This window comes from Caulobacter sp. S45, assembly GCF_903642205.1.
GTDB lineage: Bacteria > Pseudomonadota > Alphaproteobacteria > Caulobacterales > Caulobacteraceae > CAHJWH01.
In genome coordinates, this window is record NZ_CAHJWH010000004.1 from 1 (window position 1) to 19,684 (window position 19,684).

The following is a 19,684-nucleotide window of genomic DNA, read 5'->3' on the forward strand; positions in this document are numbered from 1 at the left end:
GAGACCGGCGCCGGCAACCTCGCCGCCACCCTGCTCATCACGACCATCAAGCCCCCCGCCGAGGCCGCCGAGATCGCCTTCGTGGCGGCGCTCGCGGTGGCGGACTTGGCCTTAACCCAAGTCCCAGACGCCCTGGTGCGGCTGAAGTGGCCGAACGACGTGCTGGTGGCCGGGCGCAAGGTCTCCGGGGTGCTGATCGAATCCGGCATGAGGTCTGACGGCCGCTTGTGGCTGGCGGTCGGCGTCGGTGTGAACCTGCAGAGCGCGCCGGTGGCAGCCGACCGGGCCGCCACCACCCTGGCCGACCACCTGCGCGCCGACGTGGCCGCGCCGTTGTCGCCCGCCGCTGCGCTGGAGGCGCTGGCCCACGCTTTCGACATCAGGCTCGCCACCTGGGAGACCTACGGCTTCGAGCCAATCCGCACCGCCTGGACCGCCCGCGTCGATGTCGGGCGGGCCTGCCAGGTACGGCTGGACCACGAGACGTTGGAGGGCGTCACGGAGGCGTTGGAGGCGGATGGCGCGCTGAGGCTGAGACTGGTCGATGGCGGTGTGCGCCGCATTACCGCCGGTGATGTCTTCTTCCATGGCGAGGCGAGATGACGGCCTTCCACCCCGAAGGCCGCCCATGCTGCTAGCCGTCGAGCAGGGCAACACCAACACCACCTTTGCGCTCCACGACGGGGCGCGGTGGATCGCCCAGTGGCGCACCGCCACCGACCCCGCCCGCACCGCCGACGAGTACGCCGTGTGGCTGCACCAGCTGCTTTCCATGCAGCAGATGACCCTGGGGGCCATCGACGACTGCATCATCTCCAGCGTCGTACCCCAATCGGTGTTCAATCTCCGCAACCTCGCCCGCCGCTACCTCAAGGTGGAGCCGATGGTGGTGGGGGAGAACGTCGAGCTCGGCATCGACATCCGCATCGACAAGCCGTCCGAGGCCGGCGCCGACCGGCTGGTCAACGCCATCGGCGGTTTCCTGAAGTACGGCGGCCCGCTGATCCTGATCGACAGCGGCACGGCCACCACCTTCGACGTGGTGGGCGCCGACGGCGGCTTCGAAGGCGGCCTGATCGCGCCGGGCATCAACCTCTCCATGCAGGCCCTGCACAGCGCCGCCGCGCGTCTGCCGCGCATCGCCATCGCCCGCCCCGCACACGTGATCGGCCGGGGGACTGTCGAAGCGATGCAGTCCGGTGTATTCTGGGGCTACGTCGCCCTCATCGAGGGCCTGATCGACCGCATCCGCGCCGAATACGGCGCACCGATGCAAGCGATCGCCACCGGCGGCGTAGCCTCCCTCTTCGAAGGCGCAACGACCAGGATCGACGCCTTCGATCCCGAATTGACCCTCAAGGGCCTGCTGGAAATCGTACGCCGCAATGGCAAATTAAGGACTAGATGAACACCTCGACCAACGAAGACCTCGTCTTCCTGCCGCTCGGCGGCTCCAACGAAATCGGGATGAACCTGAACCTCTACGGGTTCGGACCGCCCAGGGCTCGCAAGTGGATCATCGTCGACCTCGGCATCACCTTCGGCGACCAGACCACGCCGGGAGTGGAGATCATCACCCCCGACCCGGCCTATCTGGAGACGATCCGCAAGGACATCCTGGCCATCGTGCTGACCCACGCGCACGAGGACCACATCGGCGGCCTCGGCTGGCTGTGGCCGCGCATCAAGGCGCCGGTCTACGCCACGCCGTTCACCGCCTTCCTGGTGCGCGAGAAGCTGCGTGAGAAGGGCCTGCTGGACAAGGTCTCGATCACCGAAGTTCCGCTGTCGGGCAAGGTGCAGATCGGCCCCTTCGGCATCGACTTCATCAGCCTGACCCACTCGATCCCCGAGCCGAACGGCATGGCGATCACCACGCCGTTGGGCACCATCCTGCATACCGGCGACTGGAAGCTCGACGCCGACCCGGTCCTGGGCGCCCCTACCGACATCGCCAAGCTGCAGCGCATCGGCGACGCGGGCGTGCTGGCCATGGTCTGCGACAGCACCAACGTGTTCCAGGAGGGCGTGGCCGGCTCCGAAGCGGACGTGCGGGTCGCGCTCACAGCCCTGATCCGTTCGCTCAAGGGCAAGGTGGCGGTGGGTTGCTTCGCCTCCAACGTGGCGCGGATGGACAGTGTGATCCGGGCGGCGGAGGCGAGCGGGCGGCGCGTCTGCCTGCTCGGCCGCTCCATGCACCGCATGACCGCGGCGGCCCACTCGGTGGGCATGCTGGAGAATGTCCAGCCCTTCGTGCCCGACACCGAGGCCAAGCATTTCCCCAACGACCACATCCTGTTCCTGTGCACCGGTAGCCAGGGGGAGGAGCGCGCGGCCCTGTCGCGTATCGCCAGCGGCACCCATCCGCACCTGAAGCTCGGCGCCGGCGACAGCGTGGTCTTCTCCTCCCGCGTGATCCCGGGCAACGACATCCCGATCCGCAACCTGCAGAACGGCCTGTCGGACCGGGGCGTGCGCATCTACACCGACCGCGACCACCCGGGCATCCACGTCTCCGGCCACCCCTGCCGCGACGAGCTCTCCCAGATGTACCGTTGGGCGCGGCCCCAGATTGCGGTGCCGACCCACGGCGAGCGCCGCCACCTGATCGAGCACCTGGCCTTCGCCCGCGAGCACGGCGTGCCCGACGCCATCGCGCCCCGCAACGGCGAGGTGATCCGGCTGGCGCCCGGGCGGCCCATGATCATCGAGGAGGTGCCGTCGGGGCGTCTGTTCCTGGACGGCAACGTGCTGACGCCGGAGAACAGCGAGCCCTTGCGCGAGCGTCGCCACGCCGCCGCCAACGGCGTGCTGATGGTTGCGGTGACGCTCGACAAGAAGAACAAGCTCGCCGCCGACGCGGAGGTCCGCGCCATCGGCCTGCCAGCCGACATCGGCGACTCGATGGCCGACCTGCTGGACGACTTGGCCGAAGATGCGGAGGACGCGGTGGAGGACCTGAGCGTCGATGACCGCGGTGACGATGTGGCGGTGCGGAAGGCCGTGGGCCGGGCGCTGAAGCGGGCGTCGCAGCGGATTTGGTCGCGGCGGCCGGTGGTGGAGACGCTGGTCACGCGGCTGTAGGCTGCAGTAAGACGAAACTCTCTGCCGCACTTTGAGGTGTCGGATGACCGAGGTAGAGCCAGGAAGCTCCTTTAAGCGAAACTCTAATTTAGCTTATCGACAGGCAGAAGTAGCTTACCCCTACAAGTGCTGTGTAGTGTGTGGATTGCAGATTGCCCTTGCTGTCGCTCACCTCGATCATGCTGCGGGGAACAATGATCCAGACAATTTGGCCTATCTCTGTCATACCCATCACGTGATGTTCGACTCCGGCCTATACCCCATAGAAGCAATCAAACTCATGATAGCGCATTGGCAAGTTACCAAGGGACTTCCTGACCATGCTCCTAGGATGAAGGATGCTGGGCCGAAGGCGGCGGCTACACGGAAACGGCGTGCTGCGGCCCGAAAGGCTTGGGTCACCCGCCGAGCTACACCAATTTAAGGTCGATGGCTGAAGTGGAGATAGGAGTATATCTATGGTTGGCAAGCTGAACCACGTGGGCGTCGCCACGCCCTCCATCGCGGAGTCCCAGGCCCTCTACCGCGACCTGTTCGGCGCCGCCGACATCACACCGCGCACCGCCCTCCCGGAGCAAGGCGTGTGGGTCAGCTTCGTCAACCTGCCCAACGCCCAGATCGAGCTGATCGAGCCCTACGGCGAGGCCTCCCCCATCCACGCGTTCCTCTCCAAGAACCCCAAGGGCGGTCAGCACCACGTCTGCTTCGAGGTGCCCGACATCCTGGCCGCCCGCGACGAGATGCGGGCCAAGGGTGCAGCAGTGCTTGGGACCGGAGGGCCCCGAACGGGAGCCCATGGCGTGCCGGTGATCTTCCTGCATCCCAAGGACACGGGCGGCGTGCTGGTGGAACTGATGCAGGAACCCGCCGCCGGCCATTGAGTCCCCCGGGCGTCATCACGGCTTGATCCTCGGCGCTGGAGAGCGCGTAAGAACGCCATGGGACCGATCTGGACGATCTCGGTGTACTTCGTGGTGTGGTGGACGGCGCTGTTCGCCATCCTGCCGCTCGGCTCGCGCAGCCATTCGGAAGCCGGCACTCACGTCTCCGACGGCGGCGATCCCGGCGCGCCGGTCAACCCCAACCTGAAGAAGAAGGCGTTCACCACCACCTGGGTCGCCGCCATCATCACCGCCCTGATCTGGGTGGTGATGCAGTACGGCCTGATCCCGATCCCGCAACTGCCGCAGTAGGCGCCGCCCTGGGCGGCGCCTCGCCTACTCGAGCCTCAAAACGAGGCGCCCGGACGATTTCCGTTGGCGGCGTACATGCTACTCGCGACAATCGACCCTGGCGGAGTGATCATCCTCTCGACAGCTGTGATGGTTGTCGTTCGAGTGGCCCGATCGACTTCAGAGCCGCGCGATCATCCGCGCGGCTCTTTTTTCGCCACCAGCTTTCCCTTTGATGCGCAAGGCATGGCGGCTAGAAGTCGGCTCCTCGACTCAGAGCCTCCCAAGGTCACCCATGCGCCTGTCGCGCTACTTCCTGCCCGTGCTGAGGGAGACACCCTCCGAAGCCCAGATCGTCTCCCACCGCCTGATGCTGCGCGCCGGCATGATCCGCCAGGAGGCCGCGGGCATCTACGCCTGGCTGCCGCTGGGCCTGCGGGTGCTGCGCAAGATCGAGCAGATCGTGCGCGAGGAGATGGACCGGGCCGGCGCCATCGAGCTGCTCATGCCGACGCTGCAGCTCGCCGACCTGTGGCGGGAAAGCGGGCGCTATGACGACTACGGCCAGGAGATGCTGCGCATCACCGATCGGCACGAGCGGGAACTGCTCTACGGCCCAACCAACGAGGAGATGATCACCGAGATCTTCCGCGCCTCGGTAAAGTCCTACAAGGACCTGCCGAAGAACCTCTACCACGTGCAGTGGAAGTTCCGCGACGAGCAGCGGCCCCGCTTCGGCGTGATGCGCGGGCGCGAGTTCCTAATGAAGGACGCCTATTCCTTCGACGTGGACGAAGAGGCGGGCCGGCGCAGCTACAACCGCATGTTCGTGGCCTATCTGCGCACCTTCGGCCGCATGGGGCTGAAGGCCATCCCCATGCGGGCGGAGACGGGGCCGATCGGCGGCGACCTCAGCCACGAGTTCATCGTCCTGGCCGAGACCGGCGAGAGCGCGGTCTATTGCGACCAGGCGGTGCTCGACCTGCCGATCCCGCCGGCGGACGTGGACTATGCCGGCGACCTGACGCCGATCCTGGACCAGTGGACCGCCCCCTACGCCGCCACCGAGGACGTCCATGACGCCGCCCGCTTCGAGGCCGAGACGCCGCAGGACCGCCGCATCGCCACCCGGGGCATCGAAGTCGGCCAAGTCTTCTTCTTCGGCGACAAGTATTCCAAGCCCATGCGGGCGGTGGTGGCGACACCGGACGGTGGCGAGACGCCGGTGCAGATGGGCTCCTACGGCGTGGGCGTCTCGCGGCTGCTCGGCGCCATCATAGAGGCCAGCCATGACGAGGCCGGGATCATCTGGCCCGATGCGGTGGCGCCCTTCGGCGTCGCGGTCGTCAACCTGCGCGCGTCTGATCCGGAGGTGAACGCCGCCTGCGAGCAGGCCTACGCCGCCCTCTCCGCCGCCGGCAAGGAGCCTCTGCTGGACGACAGCGACGAGCGTCCCGGCGCCAAGTTCGCCACCATGGACCTGATCGGCCTGCCCTGGCAGCTGGTCATTGGTCCCAAGGGGCTGAAGGACGGGGTGGTGGAGCTGAAGCGCCGGGCGACGGGCGAGAAGCAGAGCCTGCCGTTGGCGGAGGCGCTGAAGGCGTTGGGGGCGTGAGGCGGGGTGCGTTCGCCTCGTCCTTCGACAAGCTCAGGATGAGGCGAAAGGCTGGTGACGCGGGATACTCGAATGGCGGCTTCGCGGACACGCCCGCCATCAGCCTCATCCTGAGCCCGTCGAAGGACGAGGCTGACGCAGGACGCCCACCCTCATGACCGACGCCCCGCCCTTCGGCCTGTGGGAACGCACGCTCGCCTACCGATACCTCCGGGCCAAGCGCAAGGAGGGCGGGGTGGCGCTGGTCTCCATCATCTCCTTCGTCGGAATATTGCTGGCGGTGGCCACGCTCATCATCGTCATGAGCGTGATGAACGGCTTCCGCACCGAGCTGGTCGGCCGGATGCTGGGCTTCAACGGCGACGCCTTTGTCACGGGCCCGGCCATCAACGGCCCCGGCCGGCCGGCTCTGCTGCAACGCCTGCGCGCCATCCCCGGCGTCACCCAGGTGCTGCCGGTGGTGGAGGCCCAGGCTCTGGTGCAGGGGCCCGACCAGGTCTCCGGCGCCATCGTGCGGGGCATCACCGCGCCGGACCTGAAGGCCACCACCATCGTGTCGGGCAATGTGAAGACCGGCTCGCTCAACGGCTTCGGCGACGGTGACTACGGCGGCGACCTGATTCTGGCCGGCTCGCGCCTCGGGGAGCAGATAGGGGTCAAGCCGGGCGACAGCCTGACGCTGATCTCGCCGAACGGCGCCGACACCGCCTTCGGCTCCGCCCCCAACCGCAAGGTCTACACCGTCGATGGCCTCTTCACCGTAGGCATGAGCGAGTACGACCAGAGCTTCATCTACATGCCGCTGCCTCAGGCCCAGCTGTTCTTCGGGCGCGGCGATACGGTGGACACCATCGAGGTGAACATCGACAACCCCGACCATATCGAGCGCATCCGGCCCCAGATCGAGCAGGCCGCCGGCCCTGCGGCCATCGTCACCGACTGGCGAGACCGCAACAAGAGCTACTTCAACGCGCTTGAGGTCGAGCGCGCGGTGATGCGGCTGATCCTGATGCTGATCGTGGCGATCGCGGTGATGAACATCATCTCAGGCCTGGTCATGCTGGTGAAGAACAAGGGGCGCGACATCGCCATCCTTCGCACCATGGGCGCCAGCCAGGGCTCGATCCTGCGGGTCTTCTTCCTGTGCGGGGTGCTGATCGGCACCTCGGCCACGGTGGTGGGCCTGGTGCTGGGCTCGCTGTTCTGCATCTTCATCGACCCGATCCAGTCGCTGGTGGAGGCGATCACCCACCGTTCGCTGTTCAGCGCCGACACTTATTTCCTCTCCCGCATACCTGCCCGGATCGACTGGAGCGAGGTGGCGCTGGTGATCTTCTGGTCGCTGCTGATGAGCTTCATCGCCACCCTGCCGCCGGCCTGGCGCGCCTCGCGCCTCGATCCGGTGGAGGCGCTGCGGTATGAGTGAGACGCCGCCGGTCCTCTCGCTTCGCGGCGTCACCCGCACCTACACCACCGGCGCCGGGCGCGACCTGACGGTGCTGAAGGGCGTGGACATCGATGTGCACGCCGGTGAGATCGTCGGCCTGATCGGGCCGTCCGGCTCGGGCAAGTCGAGCCTGCTGCACGCCGCGGGCCTGCTGGAGCACCCCACCGCCGGCCAGGTCGCCGTCACCGGTGTGGACTGCACTCATTTGAACGACCGGGCGCGCTCGCGCCTGCGGCTGGGCGCGATCGGCTTCGTCTACCAGTTCCACCACCTGCTGGCGGAGTTCACCGCGCTCGACAACATCGCGCTCCCTCAGATGATCAACGGCGCGCGCCGCCCCGCCGCCCGGGAGCGGGCGCGGGAGCTCCTGACCCAGCTAGGCCTCGGCGACCGGCTGGACCACCAGCCGGCCCAGCTCTCCGGCGGCGAGCAGCAGCGGGTGGCCATCGCCCGCGCGCTCGCCAACCAGCCGCGCCTGCTCCTGGCCGATGAGCCCACCGGGAACCTGGACCCGACCACCTCGGGCGCGGTGTTCCAGAGCCTGTTCGACCTGGCGCGGCTGCGCGGCGTGGCGTGTCTGATCGCCACCCACAACCTGCATCTGGCCGACTTCATGGACCGGGTGTTCGCGCTGGAGGACGGACGGCTGGTGGAGCAGCGCCGCGCATGACCGGCTTCATGTTCGCCACGGGCGTGGAGAACAGCGCGCCGGTGGTCGCCAGCGGCAAGCGGCTGGATGAGCTTGAGGCCTGCGGTCACTACGCCCGCTGGCGCGAGGACTTCGACTGCGTGCAGGAGCTCGGCCTGCAGTACCTCCGCTACGGCCCGCAGCTGTTCTCCACCTTCCAGGGCGAGGGCCGCTACGACTGGAGCTTCGCCGACGAGACCTTCGGCGAGCTGAGGCGGCGCGGGATCACCCCCATCGCCGATCTGTGCCACTTCGGCGTGCCGGACTGGATCGGCGACTTCCAGAACCCGGACTTCCCGCGTCTGTTCGAGGGCTATGCGCGGGCGTTCGCGCAGCGCTACCCCTGGGTGCAGCTCTTCACGCCGGTGAACGAGATGTACATCTGCGCCAAGTTCTCGGCCCTCACCGGCTGGTGGAACGAGCAACTGACCGGCGACCGCAGCTTCGTCACCGCGCTGAAGCACATGGTGCGCGCCAACGTCTTGGCCATGCGCGCGATCCTGGAGGCGCGCCCCGACGCCATCTTCGTGCAGAGCGAGTCCTCGGAGCACTACCACGCGGTGCTGCCGTCGGCGATCGAGCGCCAGGACTTCCACAACCGCCACCGCTTCCTGTCGCTGGACCTGAACTATGGCCACCAGGTGGATGCGGGCATGTACCAGTACCTGCTCGACAACGGCATGACGTGGGAGGAGTACGACTTCTTCCAACACAATACGACCAAGTCCCGCTGCATCGTCGGCAACGACTACTACCCCGTCTCCGAGCAGTGGGTGCTGCCGGACGGGAGCCTGGAGAGTGCGCCGGACGTGCTGGGCTACAGCGAGATCACTCGCCAGTACTTCGACCGCTACCGGCTTCCGGTCATGCACACCGAGACCAACTTCGCCGAGGCCGGCGACGGCGCGGCGGTCCGCTGGCTCCGCAAGGAATTCGCCAACGTGCTCCGCGTGCGCGAGGCGGGCGTGCCGATCCTGGGCTTCACCTGGTACTCGATCACCGACCAGGTGGACTGGGGCATCATGCTGCGCGAGGCGAGGGGCGTGGTGAACGCCCTGGGGTTGTTCGACCTGAACCGGAAGATCAGGCCGGCGGGGCAGGCCTACAAGGAACTGGTGGCGGGGTGGCGAGAGCTAACGCCGGTGCAGACGGGCGTGCTGAAGATGGCGACGGGGTGACCGCGCGCCCTGCAGGATGTGGTGACTGCCAGCTCCAACCCAGGATGGGGGCGGTTTTTTGAGCTTTCTAAGCCGGGCAGATCGGACGAGGAAAGTCGCCCTTGACTGCCTGGTCCAGCAAGGAGACAAACCTTGAGGTGTCTGCAAAATAATTTGGATAGGCACGGTACAGGGCAGAAAGAGAGTCAACTGAGAGCAGAACGACTTGAACATCGTCTTCTTCTACTAATTCTGACTCGATCCGGTCACGCCACAGATTAGCAGTTCTAGACTGCTTAGGTCCGAATGATTGCAATCTGACGTTTTGATTTTTAATGTCGAGTCTAAGCACAAAAAACTTGTACTCGCGCATGTCACGAACGCCCTCTAGAGTAGCTTTATACGCACCCAGAGTATTCTTTACCCTTAAGAGGTCTGATAGCTCTCGTATTTCACTCACCGGTTCATCTCTATTTTGCGGTGTACCTTCGACTGTGACACAACCTTCGATCGACGCAATTGCTGCACTCATCAGCGCAAAAAATCGTCTCCAATCCCTTTCTCCACGGTTAGACTTTATCGCTTGTTTTGTAAAAAGATCGACGGTCTCTACCGCTGTTGCCCAGGCGTGTTGTAGTTCCGTTCGAAGCTGCACCTCAATCCTAAGCCCATCGTAGCAAGCAGTTTTATCTTTACCCTTAAAGCTATAAACTAAGCGCAATGATCTATATCCATCCGGCTTAGGTTCGTTCATATAGTCATTCACTTTGTGGAGCGTGTGCGCAAATATGCTTTTATCATATCGATCGCGCATATTTTGCAGAGAGTTAATAGAGGAGAGAACTGCTCTACATCCTCCAATATCCTGCATCTGCACAAGTCGCATTGTGTCCTTGTATACCAGCTTGCGGTGTATAGACTCAATTCTCTTGATCCTTTGAGCTACTGTCACCTCAGCCTCTACGTGACGAACCTTCCGTCTGAGGTCGATCTGCATAGCGTTCAGCGGAAAGCTGTGTGCTGAACGCCACCTGTTAACGAGGTCGTAGTCTGGGCCGGCAGGAAGCGGCAATGGAGACGTCCGCAATGAGCGGGCAGCAACATTAACTGCTTTTATGTCAGTGGGAGGGGTGGTCCAGTTCGCCATAACGTCATTGCCACTAGCCAATCGCGGCCTAATGGAACTGATGTTATCACTCCAGTCAACGCTTGGGTATGCCATCTAGATGTCGCCCAATCCGGGGCAGACCATAGCGGCAGCTGCCAGCTGGTGTGGCGTGGATAGTTGGGTCTGGACCGGCCAAAATTGGAGGTCGGCGTGCGATCCTTAACTTTGTCAAGTTAGCGCCATCCTGGCTTACGGATTGCTAGAACAAAAAGGCCGCTCGCCGCCGCTCAGCCCTTGATCGGCGCGGCGACATGGATGTGCAGTTCCTTCAGCTGGGCGTCGCTGACGGGGGCGGGGGCTTGCATCATCAGGTCCTGGGCCTGCTGGTTCAGGGGGAAGGCGATGACTTCGCGGATGCTGGCGGCTCCGGCCAGCAGCATGACGATGCGGTCCACGCCCGGCGCGATGCCGCCGTGGGGGGGCGCGCCGTAGCGGAAGGCGTTCAGCATGCCGCCGAAGCGAGCCTCGACTTCGCTCGCAGGATAGCCGGCGACCTCGAAGGCCTTGAGCATGATCTCGGGCTTGTGGTTCCGGATCGCACCGGAAGACAGCTCCACCCCGTTGCAGACGATGTCGTACTGATAGGCCAGGATGTCGAGCGGGTCCTGGGAATCCAGCGCCGACATCTCGCCCTGCGGCATGGAGAAGGGGTTGTGGGAGAAGTCGATTTTCTTGTCGTCTTCGTTCCACTCGTACATGGGGAAGTCGACGATCCAGCAGAACTTGAACTGGTCCTCGTCCACAAGACCGAGATCGGTGCCGACCTTGGTGCGCGCCAGGCCTGCGAACCGGTAGAAGGCGTCCGGCTCGCCCGCGGCGAAGAACACCGCGTCGCCGGCTCTGAGGTCCAGCTGGGCGCGCAGCGCCTCGGTGCGCTCGGGGCCGAGGTTCTTGGCCACGGGCCCTGCGCCGGCGTCCTCGCCTTCACGCCAGAAGATGTAGGCCAGGCCCGGCTGGTCCTCGCCCTTGGCCCAGTCGTTCATGCGGTCGCAGAAGGCGCGCGATCCGCCGCCGGGGGCCGGGATGGCCCAGATCTCCGCCTTCGCGTTCTCCAGGATGCGGGCGAAGACGCCGAAGCCGCCGCCGCGAAAATGCTCCGACACCTCGGCCATCTCGATGGGGTTGCGCAGGTCCGGCTTGTCGGAGCCGTACTTGCGCACCGCCTCGCGGAAGGGGATGTGCGGGAAGGGGCCGACGGTGGCGCGCTTGCCTTGGCCGAATTCCTCGAACACGCCGCGCATCACCGGCTCGATCACGTCGAACACGTCCTGCTGGGTGACGAAGCTCATCTCCATGTCGAGCTGGTAGAACTCGCCGGGCGAACGGTCGGCCCGGGCCGCCTCGTCCCGGAAGCAGGGTGCGATCTGGAAGTAGCGGTCGAAGCCCGAGACCATCAGCAGCTGCTTGAACTGCTGGGGCGCCTGGGGCAGGGCGTAGAACTGGCCCGGATAGAGCCGTGACGGCACCAGGTAGTCGCGCGCGCCTTCGGGCGAGGAGGCGGTGAGGATGGGCGTCTGGAACTCGGTGAAGCCCTGCTCGATCATGCGGCGGCGCAGGCTCGCGATCACCTGGGAGCGCAGCACGATGCTTCGATGTAGCGTTTCGCGGCGCAGGTCGAGGTAGCGGTACTTCAGCCGCAGCTCCTCGGGGTAGTCCGGCTCGCCGAACACCGGCACCGGCAGCTCGGCGGCCTCGGAGAGCACCTCCAAGGCGGTGACGCGAATCTCGATCTCGCCGGTCGGCAAGCTGGGGTTCACCGTCTCGGGCGTGCGCGCCACCACCTCGCCGTCGACCCGGATCACACTCTCCGCCCGCGTGCGTTCGGCGGCGGCAAAACCGGGCGTCGTGGGCGACAGCACCAGCTGGGTGACACCGTAATGGTCGCGCAGGTCGATGAACATCAGCCCGCCGTGGTCGCGCTTCCTGTGCACCCAGCCGGACAGGCGCACGGCGCGCCCCACGTCGGAGGCGCGGAGCGCACCGCAGGTGTCGGTACGATAGGCGTGCATGGCGGGGCTTTCGGCGGCCCCGGGGCTATGGCGCGACCGAGGGCGGATCAGGATACGAAGGCGGGGAAGGGCCATGGGGCCTCCACCATGTCAAGCTTGCCCCCATCGCGGGTGACGCCTCCGCGGCCCTCTGCTAGGCTCGCTGCATGTGCGAAACCGGAGCCCCTGCGTGTCGGCTCAGCTGCGCCTGAGCTTGGAGCGCGCGCCCGACCATGCGCGGGCCGCCTTCGTCGTTTCCGACTCCAACGCTTTGGCCGTGCAGACGCTGGACAGCTGGCCGGACTGGCGAGGTGGAGCTTTGACACTGGTCGGACCTCTTGGCTCGGGCAAGACCCACCTCGCAGCGATCTGGGCTGAGCGCGTAGGCGCGGCGGCCTTTCCGGTGGACGGCGTGGACATGGTGGGCGAGGGCCCGGTTCTGGTCGAGGACGCCGAGGGCCGCCTGCCCGACGAGACCCTGTTCCACCTCCTGAACGTCTCGGCGCGCCCGGGCGGCGGCCTGCTGCTCACCTCCCGCGTCGCTCCGAGCCTTTGGCCCGTGCGCCTGCCCGACCTCCGCTCGCGCCTGAACGCCCTGCCGACCGCACGGATCGAGGAGCCGGACGACACGGTGTTGGGCGCCATGCTCGACAAGTTCTTCTTCGAGCGGAACATCCGCCCGAGCGCGGAGCTTCTCGCCTACCTCGTCCGGCGCATCGAGCGCTCGGCCCAGAGCGCCCAGTCGGTTGTCGCGCGCCTGGACGAGGCGGCCGACGCCACCGGCCGCCGGGTCTCCCGCAGCCTGGCGCGCCTGATGCTCGGCGAGGAACAGGTCGAGGCCGTCCCATGAGGCGGCTTCAGTTCATGAAAGGGTCGCGTCAAGCGGCATAAATGCTTTGGATATGAGCGAGATCGTCCACCTGGAGCCCGAGGCGGCGCCTGCGCCGCCGGCGCCGAAGTCGGCTGAGCCGCGGCTCGACGTCGCCCTGCTGAATTCTACAGAGCGCTTCTTCAACCGCGAACTCTCTTGGCTGCGCTTCAACGAGCGGGTGCTGGAGGAGAGCGAGACCAAGCGCCATCCGCTGTTGGAGCGACTGCGGTTCCTCTCCATCTCGGCCAGCAACCTGGACGAGTTCTACATGGTGCGCATCGCGGGCCTTAAGGGTCAGGTGCGCGAGGGCGTGCGGGTGGTGAGCCAGGATGGGCTGACCCCCTCCGAACAGCTCACCCGCGTCAGCGCCGCCGCCACCGAGCTGATGAGCGCCCAGAGCCGCATCTGGCGCACGCTCCGGGGCGAACTCGCCCGCGAGCGGCTGCACGTGGTGGAGCTGGGCGGGATTACGCCGGCTGACCGGGAGGGGCTGGAGCCGGTCTTTTCCACCCAGCTCTTCCCTGTGCTCACGCCGCTGGCCATCGATCCGGCGCACCCCTTCCCCTTCCTGCCGAACCTTGCCTTCGCCCTCGCCTTGAAGCTGAAGCGGGCCAGCGACGGCAAGACCTTTTTCGCGCTCGTGCCCATGCCGAACCAGGTGCGCCGCTTCTGGCAGCTGAAGCACGGCGAGGCGCGCAAGTCCCCACGTGCGGAGCGCCGTTTCGTGCCGCTGGAGACCCTGGTGGCCCTGTTCCTGGATCGCCTGTTCCCGGAATGCGAGGTCCAGGCCCAAGGCGTCTTCCAGATCATCCGCGATAGCGACGTGGAGTTGGAGGAGGAGGCCGAGGACCTGGTGCGCGAGTTCGAGGCCCTGCTGCGCCAGCGCCGCCGGGGCTCGGTGGTGCGGATCGCGCTGGAGGCATCCATGCCGCAGGAGCTGCAGGACCTGATCCTGCGCAACCTCCAGTGCCATCCGGAGGAGGTGGTGGTGACCGAGGGCCTGCTTGGCCTCTCCCAGCTGTCCGAGCTCATCCCCGCCGGGCGCGCCGACCTGAAGTTCACGCCCTACGAGCCCCGCTTCCCCGAACGCGTCCTGGAGCACGGCGGCGACTGCTTTGCGGCCATCACCGAAAAGGACATCCTGGTCCACCACCCCTACGAGAGCTTCGATGCCGTGGTGCAGTTCCTGCGCCAGGCCGCGGCCGACCCCAACGTGCTGGCCATTAAGCAGACGCTCTACCGGACCTCGTCTGACAGCCCCATCGTCGCCGCCCTGATCGACGCCGCCGACCGCGGAAAGAACGTGACCGCGCTGGTGGAGATCAAGGCCCGCTTCGACGAGGCCAACAACCTGAAGTGGGCGCGCGACCTGGAGCGCGCAGGCGTCCACGTCGTCTTCGGCTTCATCGAGTACAAGACCCACGCCAAGATCAGCATCGTGGTGCGGCGCGAAGGCGAGGCCCTGCAGACCTACTGTCACTTCGGCACCGGCAACTACCACCCGATCACCGCGCGTGTTTACACCGACCTGTCGCTGTTCACCTGTGACCCCGCCATGGCGCGAGACGCCAGCAAGATCTTCAACTTCATTACCGGCTATGCGCGCCCCGAGGGGCTGGAGAAGCTCGCCATCTCGCCCATCAGCCTGAAGGCCTCCCTGTTGGCCCAGATCGCGGCCGAGGCCGAGAACGCCAGGTGCGGCAAGCCCGCGGTGATCTGGGCCAAGCTGAACTCGCTGGTGGATCGCGAGATTATCGATGCGCTTTACGTCGCCAGTCAGGAAGGGGTGCGGATCGACCTGGTGGTGCGCGGCATCTGCTGCCTGCGCCCCGGTGTGCCGGGCTTGTCGGAGAACATCCACGTCAAGAGCATAGTCGGCCGCTTCCTGGAGCACGGCCGCGTCGTCTGCTTCGCGAATGGCCGGCCCATGCCTAGCCCAGAGGCGCGGGTCTTCATCTCCTCGGCGGACTGGATGCCGAGGAACCTGGACCGTCGGATCGAGACGCTCGTGCCCGTGGAGAACCCGACCGTCCACCAGCAGGTGCTGAACCAGATCATGGTCGCCAACCTGAACGACGAGGCCCAGACTTGGCTTCTGGGCTCCGATGGCGCCTACAAGCGCTACGACACCGCGGGCGTGCGCAAGCCCTTTTCCGCCCACGACTACTTCATGACCAACCCCAGTCTCTCGGGTCGCGGGAAGAACGGAAAAATCCTGCCGCGGGCGTTCGACCACGTAGGACCACGGCGATAGGATGCTTCGCCGCTGGGATGTCCGCTTTGGATCGAGCGGCGAAGACGTCCTCATCTCCACCTGCGCAGCGTGGGTAGGGAGCCGCGCGCAGCCTGGTGAGGAAGGCGTCGCCGCCGCTGCCGCTGCCTCGACAAGCTGGCGAGTGCAGCAGCTGCAACGCCCCCGCCGTCACGGTGCTTCGCGCGCCGCTCCCCCCGCTCTGCAGGGGAGGAGACAAACGGCCCTGCAGGCGAGACGCCGCGCGTGATCTCGTCCGACGAGCGCGCCACACGCGACGTCGCCGTGATCGACGTCGGCTCCAACTCCGTGCGTCTGGTGCTCTACCGGCTGGAGGGCCGGGCGATCTGGCAGGTCTATAACGAGAAGGTGCTGGCGGGCCTTGGCCGCGATCTCGCCGAGACCGGGCGGCTAGCGCCAGAGGGCGTGGTCGCCGCCATGGCGGCGCTCCGACGATTTCGCGCCGTGCTGGATGGCGCAGGCCTGGCCCAGGTGTTCTGCGCCGCCACCGCCGCGGTGCGTGAGGCGCGCGATGGCCGGGTCTTCGTGGATCGCGTGCGCGCCGAGACCGGCTTGGTCATCCGCGTGCTTTCCGGCGAGGAGGAGGCGCACTGTTCTGCGCTCGGCGTCATCGCAGGCCAGCCGACCGCGGAGGGCGTGGTGGGCGATCTCGGCGGCTCGAGCCTGGAGCTGGTGCGTATCACCGATGGGCGACCGGGCTCGGGGACCACCCTGCCGCTCGGTCCTTTCGCGCTCGGAGCGCCCGGCCCGATCGACGCACCGGCGCTCAGCCGCACCATCCGCACGCGCTTGGCGGGAGCGGCTCCCGCCTACTCCGCCGCCTGCCTGCATGCGGTGGGCGGCGCCTGGCGCAACATCGCGCTGATCCACATGGACGCCACCCGCTATCCCCTGCGCATCGTGCATCAGTACGAGATGACCGGGCGCGAGGCGCTGGAGGCGGCCCGCTTCGTGGCCCAGCAGTCGCGCGCCTCGCTGGAGCGAATGCCGGGCGTCACCAGGAAGCGGGCGGAGACGCTGCCCTACGCCGCGCTCGTCCTTGAGGCCATGGTGGACACGCTGGGCTTTGCGCGCATCTCCTTTTCAGCCTTCGGCTTGCGTGAGGGCCTGCTGCTGGACGCCATTCCGGCCGACATCCGCGGGCGCGACCCCTTGGTGGAGGGTTGCGCCGCCATCGGCGTGCGCCAGGGGGCGGCCGAGCACCTGGGGCCGGTGCTGCACGCCTGGCTTGAGCCCATGTGGGCGAGCTTGCCGCCGCTGTTCGAGGCCGGACGCGACGCGGTGCTGCTGGCGGCGGCCTGCCGGCTGGCCGACATGGGGGCGCGCCTGCACCCCGATCATCGTGCCGATTTGGCCCTCGACCAGGTGCTGCGCGCGCCCACGCCGGGCCAGACCCATGCGGAGCGCGCCTATCTGGCCGCCGCCGTCTTCTCGCGCTTCACGGCGGCCCAGCCATCGCATCCCTGGCTGGAGCGGTTGCTGTCGCCTGAGCGGGTTCGGCGGGCCCGCGTGCTTGGCGCCGCCATCCGGCTCGGCTGCGACCTGTCGGGCCGCAGCGCGGGCCTGCTGTCCCAGTCCCGCTTGGCGCTGGATGGCCTCGGCCTGCTGCTCAGCGTTGAGAAGGGCGCGCAGGACCTGACGCTGGGCGAACAGACCCGCAAGCGCCTGGCCAGCGTAGCCGGCGTGCTCCAGGTCGAGCCCCGCATTGAGGTGGTCTGAGCCGGTCAGAAGCCCCGGGGCGACGGAGGCGCGGGCGGCGCAGGCGGGCTGGGCGGCGCCGGCGGCCGGCTCACCACGAGGTGCATGTGGCCCGGACGGCATCCGCCGCCATGCAGGCCGGCCGGCAGACGCACGTGCGGGTCGGTGCAGGCGTCGTCGAGCTGGTCCTGGCTCAGGCCCCGCACCTGCGACCAGTCCGTGCCGCGCATGTCGGCGCCGGTCAGTTCGGCGTTGTGGAAGTCCGCCCCGGTCAGGTCCGTCCCGCCGAAGCCGACGCCCTGCAGCTCCGCGTTGCGGAAGCTGGCGTGCGCGAAGCGGCCGCCCTTCAGCACCGCGCCCTGCATCTCAGCCGCGGTGAAGTCGGCGCCCTGCGCACTTACGCCTGACAGGTTGGCGCCCTGGAGTTCCGCGCCCTTCAGCTGGGCGCCTGTCAGATTCGCCCGGCTGAAGTTGGCGCCTTGCCCCTCAAGCCCGCTCATAAGGGCGTTGTTGAAGGCCGACCCCTCAAAGTCCGATCCCAGCACCCTGCCCCCCTGGAGGTTGGCCCGGCTGAAGTCCGACCAGGAGAAGTCGGAACCGACCACCGAGGCGCCGCGCAGGTCCGCGCCGACCAGGGCCGAATGGTCGAAGTCGGCGCCGGCGAAGGTCGCGCCGACAAGCTGGCGGCCTGAGAACTGGCAGCGCTGGCAGGAGCCGCCGAGCGCCACCCGGCGCGCCACGTCCTTGTCGGCGGCATGAACGCCGCTGCCAGCCCCCAGCAGCGCCAAAGCAGATAGTAAGACTAGGGTACTCTGCCGCATTGACCTGATACTCCGGGCCCAGCACACCCGGCCGGTTGGAGCAGATGTGGGGCGAGGGGACCCCGGCCGCCACTTAATTCGTGGTAATCAAGCCTGCCGCCTCAACGGCAGAGCGGCAGGTGAAGGCCGGGCGGTGCGGTGGTCGCGGCATCGCCGCAGGCCAGGGCCAGCTGGCTCTGGGTCAAGCCCACCGCCCGGTCCATCTCCGCGCCGGAGAAGTTAGCCCCCGCCAGGTGCGCGCCGCGGAAATTGGCGCCCTGCAGGTAGGTCCCGACCAGGCTGGCGTTGACAAGGTTGGCCCCGGCGAAGTTCGAACCGCCCAGCACCGCGCCGTAGGCGTTCAGGTCGCGAAGGTCGGAGCCGGCGAAATCTGTGTGGGTGATCTCGGCGGTGGACATGTCGGCTTGGCGCAGGCGCGCCCCGGCGAAGTCGCGGCCCTTCATCTGCACGTTGGAGAAGTCGGCCTGGAACAGGTTGCAGCGCGGGCAGCTCGCGCCGGCCTTGGCATGCTCGATCTGCACCGGACTCTGGGCGAAGGCCGGGACGGCGGCGAAGACCAGCACCGCGGCGAGGGCGAAGGCGGAATGTCTCATCTTGGCGCAGGTCCACGCATTGCGGCGATCCGACCTCTAAGCGTGCAAGCTTAAGACCGCGTGTCTCCGTCTTCTCGCAAGGAAGGAGATCACGCCCCCAGGATCCAGCCTTCTTCCCGCTCCACCTGCTCGCGGAGCGCCTCGTCGGCGTCGCGCGGGGCGGCGAACGCCGCGCCCAGCCGGCCTTGCTCGTCCATCTTGGCGAAGTGTTCGCAAAGGGTGCGCACCTGGGCGCGGTCGGCGATCTCGCCGGGTTCTGGCTTGGCGGGAACCAGGGCGGGATAGACCTCGGCCACGACAGCCTCCAGCGGATGCACGTCCAGAGGGGTCAGCTCGCGCCAGCCGATCTGGAACGGCCAGACCTGCGCCTTGTCGCTCATCGCCCCAAGGTAGCGGCGCACGGCCGGAACGCCCACCAGGGTCTGGCTGCCCACCGTACCGTTGCCGAACAGCTGCCACACGCTCTTGGCCGCCGCCTTGCCGACGCCCTGGGTGGCGATCTCCGCCTGGCGCAGGTTGGCCAGGGGGAAGTCGGCCGGTATGGTCGGCTTGGTGGAGGTGAGCCAGCGCTGGGTGTCCTTGGGCGGCGCGCCCCAGAACGGCCAGGGCTGGTCGGTCATCAGCCGGTTGATCTTGGCGGCCACGGCGAAGCGGTTGTTGGTGTTGTCCGCCTTGTCCACCACGTTTGTGGCCAGGAAGGCCCACATAGCCTCCCAGGTGGGCGCCTTCAGCTTCAGCATTTCGGCGGTCCCCGCCGGGTAGCCGAGGGAGAAGTCGAAGCCGATCAGCGACTTGTCGTTGCGCCGCCGCAGGTCGGCCATGACTTCCAGCAGCTGCTTCTCCGCCGCGGCTCGGGTGGGCGGGTTGAAGGCCTCGAAGGTGGGGCGGAAGCGGATGTCGCGCTTCAGCACCCCGATCCAGATCGAATCCTTGCCGGTCTTGGGCGAGCCCGCGGCGCTCCAGTCCACCATGACATAGGCGTTGAACAGGCGGGTCACTGGAGTAGTCCTCGTGGTCGGCGCGAACTCGGCGCGCCCGGCTTCTAGCTGCATCAGGCGACGGGATGAAGGCCGGCGCGGCGAGTTGGGGGACAAAGCCCCTGACCGACGC

17 protein-coding genes are annotated in these 19,684 nt (G+C 67.1%); 12 read left to right on the plus strand and 5 right to left on the minus strand.

Features of this window, described 5'->3' with window-relative positions:
* From HUV06_RS00940 to HUV06_RS00980, 9 genes are all read left to right on the plus strand, one after another.
* Positions 1-603: biotin--[acetyl-CoA-carboxylase] ligase (locus tag HUV06_RS00940; RefSeq protein WP_174299395.1), on the plus strand; the 603-nt coding region annotated here is incomplete at its 5' end.
* A gap of 25 nt (positions 604-628) precedes the next feature.
* Positions 629-1,408 (plus strand): type III pantothenate kinase, encoded by a 780-nt coding sequence (locus HUV06_RS00945; protein ID WP_174299396.1) that lies wholly within the window; start codon positions 629-631, stop codon positions 1,406-1,408.
* The gene (locus HUV06_RS00950; RefSeq protein WP_174299397.1) at positions 1,405-3,084 is read left to right on the plus strand and encodes a ribonuclease J; all 1,680 of its coding nucleotides are present in this window, start codon (positions 1,405-1,407) and stop codon (positions 3,082-3,084) included. The genes HUV06_RS00945 and HUV06_RS00950 overlap by 4 nt, the downstream gene beginning before the upstream one ends.
* Before the next feature lie 458 nt (positions 3,085-3,542).
* Complete coding sequence (gene mce / locus HUV06_RS00955; RefSeq protein ID WP_174299398.1) at positions 3,543-3,965, plus strand: methylmalonyl-CoA epimerase; 423 nt, start codon at positions 3,543-3,545, stop codon at positions 3,963-3,965.
* 57 nt (positions 3,966-4,022) lie between these two features.
* Positions 4,023-4,277, plus strand: coding sequence for a DUF1467 family protein (locus HUV06_RS00960; protein WP_174299399.1), 255 nt, complete (start codon positions 4,023-4,025; stop codon positions 4,275-4,277).
* Between the two features lie 274 nt (positions 4,278-4,551).
* Positions 4,552-5,871: a proline--tRNA ligase gene (gene proS, locus HUV06_RS00965; protein WP_174299400.1), complete on the plus strand. Its 1,320-nt coding sequence runs from the start codon at positions 4,552-4,554 to the stop codon at positions 5,869-5,871.
* 154 nt (positions 5,872-6,025) lie between these two features.
* A complete protein-coding gene (locus tag HUV06_RS00970) occupies positions 6,026-7,297 on the plus strand; it encodes a lipoprotein-releasing ABC transporter permease subunit (RefSeq protein ID WP_174299401.1) in 1,272 nt (423 codons plus the stop codon).
* Entirely contained in the window at positions 7,290-7,988 is a 699-nt protein-coding gene (locus HUV06_RS00975; RefSeq protein WP_174299402.1) for an ABC transporter ATP-binding protein, read from the plus strand. The genes HUV06_RS00970 and HUV06_RS00975 overlap by 8 nt, the downstream gene beginning before the upstream one ends.
* Positions 7,985-9,184 (plus strand): family 1 glycosylhydrolase, encoded by a 1,200-nt coding sequence (locus tag HUV06_RS00980; protein ID WP_174299403.1) that lies wholly within the window; start codon positions 7,985-7,987, stop codon positions 9,182-9,184. The genes HUV06_RS00975 and HUV06_RS00980 overlap by 4 nt, the downstream gene beginning before the upstream one ends.
* A 67-nt stretch (positions 9,185-9,251) precedes the next feature.
* Here HUV06_RS00980 and HUV06_RS00985 read toward each other — a convergent pair whose 3' ends face one another.
* Positions 9,252-10,385 carry a RelA/SpoT domain-containing protein gene (locus HUV06_RS00985; RefSeq protein WP_371810933.1) on the minus strand — a complete coding sequence of 378 codons (1,134 nt, stop codon included), beginning with the start codon at positions 10,383-10,385 and terminating at the stop codon, positions 9,252-9,254.
* A gap of 173 nt (positions 10,386-10,558) precedes the next feature.
* Positions 10,559-12,340 carry an aspartate--tRNA ligase gene (gene aspS, locus HUV06_RS00990; protein ID WP_174299436.1) on the minus strand — a complete coding sequence of 594 codons (1,782 nt, stop codon included), beginning with the start codon at positions 12,338-12,340 and terminating at the stop codon, positions 10,559-10,561.
* Between the two features lie 169 nt (positions 12,341-12,509).
* Between aspS and HUV06_RS00995 the strand changes: the two genes are divergently transcribed.
* The 3 genes from HUV06_RS00995 (at position 12,510) to HUV06_RS01005 (ending at position 17,181) form a co-directional block, all read left to right on the plus strand.
* Positions 12,510-13,169, plus strand: coding sequence for a chromosomal replication initiator DnaA (locus HUV06_RS00995; RefSeq protein ID WP_174299405.1), 660 nt, complete (start codon positions 12,510-12,512; stop codon positions 13,167-13,169).
* A 52-nt stretch (positions 13,170-13,221) separates the two neighbouring features.
* On the plus strand, positions 13,222-15,444 hold the full coding sequence (locus HUV06_RS01000) for an RNA degradosome polyphosphate kinase (protein ID WP_174299406.1): 2,223 nt from the start codon (positions 13,222-13,224) through the stop codon (positions 15,442-15,444).
* A 243-nt stretch (positions 15,445-15,687) separates the two neighbouring features.
* Positions 15,688-17,181 carry a Ppx/GppA phosphatase family protein gene (locus HUV06_RS01005; protein WP_254600808.1) on the plus strand — a complete coding sequence of 498 codons (1,494 nt, stop codon included), beginning with the start codon at positions 15,688-15,690 and terminating at the stop codon, positions 17,179-17,181.
* 5 nt (positions 17,182-17,186) lie between these two features.
* On the opposite strand, the gene HUV06_RS16405 is transcribed toward HUV06_RS01005, so the two are convergent.
* The 3 genes from HUV06_RS16405 to HUV06_RS01020 form a co-directional block, all read right to left on the minus strand.
* Positions 17,187-17,981, minus strand: coding sequence for a pentapeptide repeat-containing protein (locus tag HUV06_RS16405; RefSeq protein ID WP_174299407.1), 795 nt, complete (start codon positions 17,979-17,981; stop codon positions 17,187-17,189).
* Positions 17,982-18,082: 101 nt separating this feature from the next.
* The gene (locus HUV06_RS01015) at positions 18,083-18,574 is read right to left on the minus strand and encodes a pentapeptide repeat-containing protein (RefSeq protein WP_174299408.1); all 492 of its coding nucleotides are present in this window, start codon (positions 18,572-18,574) and stop codon (positions 18,083-18,085) included.
* An 89-nt stretch (positions 18,575-18,663) separates the two neighbouring features.
* Positions 18,664-19,572 carry a cobalamin biosynthesis protein CbiG gene (locus HUV06_RS01020; RefSeq protein ID WP_174299409.1) on the minus strand — a complete coding sequence of 303 codons (909 nt, stop codon included), beginning with the start codon at positions 19,570-19,572 and terminating at the stop codon, positions 18,664-18,666.
* Between the last annotated feature and the right edge of the window lie 112 nt (positions 19,573-19,684).

Coding starts and splice junctions, on each gene's coding strand:
- HUV06_RS00985 (WP_371810933.1), bottom strand. CDS start 10,385: ATGGCATACCCAAGCGTTGACTGGAGTGATAACATCAGTTCCATTAGG.
- proS (WP_174299400.1), top strand. CDS start 4,552: ATGCGCCTGTCGCGCTACTTCCTGCCCGTGCTGAGGGAGACACCCTCC.
- mce (WP_174299398.1), top strand. CDS start 3,543: ATGGTTGGCAAGCTGAACCACGTGGGCGTCGCCACGCCCTCCATCGCG.
- HUV06_RS16405 (WP_174299407.1), bottom strand. CDS start 17,981: ATGCGGCAGAGTACCCTAGTCTTACTATCTGCTTTGGCGCTGCTGGGG.
- HUV06_RS00975 (WP_174299402.1), top strand. CDS start 7,290: ATGAGTGAGACGCCGCCGGTCCTCTCGCTTCGCGGCGTCACCCGCACC.
- HUV06_RS00970 (WP_174299401.1), top strand. CDS start 6,026: ATGACCGACGCCCCGCCCTTCGGCCTGTGGGAACGCACGCTCGCCTAC.
- HUV06_RS00980 (WP_174299403.1), top strand. CDS start 7,985: ATGACCGGCTTCATGTTCGCCACGGGCGTGGAGAACAGCGCGCCGGTG.
- HUV06_RS00960 (WP_174299399.1), top strand. CDS start 4,023: ATGGGACCGATCTGGACGATCTCGGTGTACTTCGTGGTGTGGTGGACG.
- HUV06_RS00950 (WP_174299397.1), top strand. CDS start 1,405: ATGAACACCTCGACCAACGAAGACCTCGTCTTCCTGCCGCTCGGCGGC.
- HUV06_RS01015 (WP_174299408.1), bottom strand. CDS start 18,574: ATGAGACATTCCGCCTTCGCCCTCGCCGCGGTGCTGGTCTTCGCCGCC.
- HUV06_RS00945 (WP_174299396.1), top strand. CDS start 629: ATGCTGCTAGCCGTCGAGCAGGGCAACACCAACACCACCTTTGCGCTC.
- HUV06_RS01000 (WP_174299406.1), top strand. CDS start 13,222: ATGAGCGAGATCGTCCACCTGGAGCCCGAGGCGGCGCCTGCGCCGCCG.
- aspS (WP_174299436.1), bottom strand. CDS start 12,340: ATGCACGCCTATCGTACCGACACCTGCGGTGCGCTCCGCGCCTCCGAC.